Origin of the sequence: Jiangella muralis (genome assembly GCF_001270745.1) — a bacterium.
GTDB classification, from domain to species: domain Bacteria; phylum Actinomycetota; class Actinomycetes; order Jiangellales; family Jiangellaceae; genus Jiangella; species Jiangella muralis.
This window is the reverse complement of record NZ_LFXL01000076.1, coordinates 1-1,744: the sequence shown is the minus strand read 5'-3', so window position 1 is coordinate 1,744 and position 1,744 is coordinate 1. Positions and strand designations below refer to the sequence as shown.

Annotated in this window: 2 protein-coding genes; one reads left to right on the top strand and one right to left on the bottom strand. The window is 68.9% G+C overall.

Translation table 11 applies throughout. The annotated features are described in order from the left end of the window. Positions 1–27: 27 nt before the first annotated feature. Entirely contained in the window at positions 28–1,296 is a 1,269-nt protein-coding gene (locus ACW62_RS32715; RefSeq protein ID WP_053208313.1) for an IS4 family transposase, read from the top strand. Here ACW62_RS32715 and ACW62_RS36735 read toward each other — a convergent pair. Further along, on the bottom strand, positions 1,277–1,510 hold the full coding sequence (locus ACW62_RS36735) for a YqhA family protein (protein WP_420843637.1): 234 nt from the start codon (positions 1,508–1,510) through the stop codon (positions 1,277–1,279). The two genes, ACW62_RS32715 and ACW62_RS36735, sit on opposite strands and share 20 nt — an antisense overlap. Between the last annotated feature and the right edge of the window lie 234 nt (positions 1,511–1,744).

The window sequence follows — 1,744 nt, the reverse complement described above, 5'->3', positions numbered from 1 at the left end:
ACACGACCATGGCGAGCCCGCCGCGGCCTGACAACGCCCTCCAGCGATCCCAGGCCGGTTCACACCGGCACGACCCAGGCGCGGCTGCGGGATCTGCCGTCTCGTGTCGTGATCTACCTGTTGCTGGCCGGCTGCCTGTTCGGTGAGGTCGGCTACCTGGGGGTGTGGCGCAAGCTCACCGGCGCGCTGGCCGGTCTCCCAACCGCGACACCGACTCCGGCAGCGTTGGCGCAGGCCCGCCACCGGGTCGGGGCGGCGCCGCTGCGGTGGTTGTTCGACCTGCTGCGCGGCCCCGCCGCCGGGCGGCAGCGCGGGACACGGTGGCGGGGGCTGCTGGTCTGCGCGGTCGACGGCACCACGCTGACCGTGCCGGACAGCCCAGCGGTGCTGGCCCGGTTCACCAAGCAGGAGGCCGGTCACCACGGCGGCACCGGCTACCCGCAGCTGCGGCTGCTGGCGCTGGTGGCCTGCGGCACCCGCACTCTCATCGACGCCGTCTTCGGCCCCACCACCATCGGCGAGACCAGCTACGCCCCGGCGCTGCTGCGCAGCCTCCGGCCAGGGATGATCGTGCTGGCCGACCGCAACTTCGGCGCGAAAGACCTGATCGCCGACATCGCGGCCACCGGCGCCGACGTGCTGGTGCGGCTGAAGAACGGCCGCCGGATGCCGGTACTGGCCCGTTACCCCGACGGCTCCTACCTGTCGATGCTCGGGCCGCTGCGCGTGCGTGTGGTCGAGGCCGAGATCACCATCGCCACCACGGCCGGGCGACACACCGGCCAGTATCGGCTGGCTACCACGCTGCACGACCCGCACCGCTACCCCGCCGCCGAGCTGATCCGGCTCTACCACGAACGATGGGAGATCGAGACCGCCTACCTGGAGCTGAAGTCGTCCATCCTGGGCGGGCGGATCCTGCGCGCCCGCACCCCCACCGGCGTCGAGCAGGAGGTCTACGCCCTGCTCATCACCTACCAGCTGCTGCGCACCGCCATCGCCGACGCCACCCACGCTGACACTGATCCGGACCGCGCCAGCTTCACCACCGCCCTGCACACCGCGCGTGACCTGCTGATCCAGGCCACCGGCGTCATCGCCGACACCGTCATCGACCTGGTCGGCACCATCGGCCGGCACGTGCTTGATCACCTCATGCCCGACCGGCGGCTACGCGTCAGCCCCCGCATCGTCAAACGCGCCATCTCCAAGTACCAGGCCCGAGGCCCCAACATCGACAGAGCCAGCTACAAGGCCACCATCAACATCGACATCCTCACCGGCGAGCCACCTTGACCACACCCCAAGAACGCCAACTAAACGGCCTTGGGACTAGTTCCTCCAAGAAGCGCACCATCAGTACAAGGACCAGGGTTGTGGCGACCTTGGCTTCCAGTTCGTCGAACGTGTGCCTTGTCGGACTTTCCGACAACGCCAAGTCGCCGACGCAGAGTTCCCTCAATCCCAAGCCCACCTGTAGCAGCACGACACCGGCGAGCATCGTGTCGATGCTCTCGAAGGAGGTAGACCGAGGCGTCCTTCCCGAGGCTCGTGGGCCATGTCGCTCCTTCTGCGGGCGGGGCGGGCTGTCCCGACGTTCAGAGGGCGTGCGACCATCGCGTTCCGGGGTCGTGACGGATCTGCATGATTGCGCCTACGACGATGCCGGCGCCACCGCCCACGGGTCTGTCCGATAAACGGTGTGTGAGGCCCGGCGTTTCAATGAGTGGCTCTCTCGAACCGT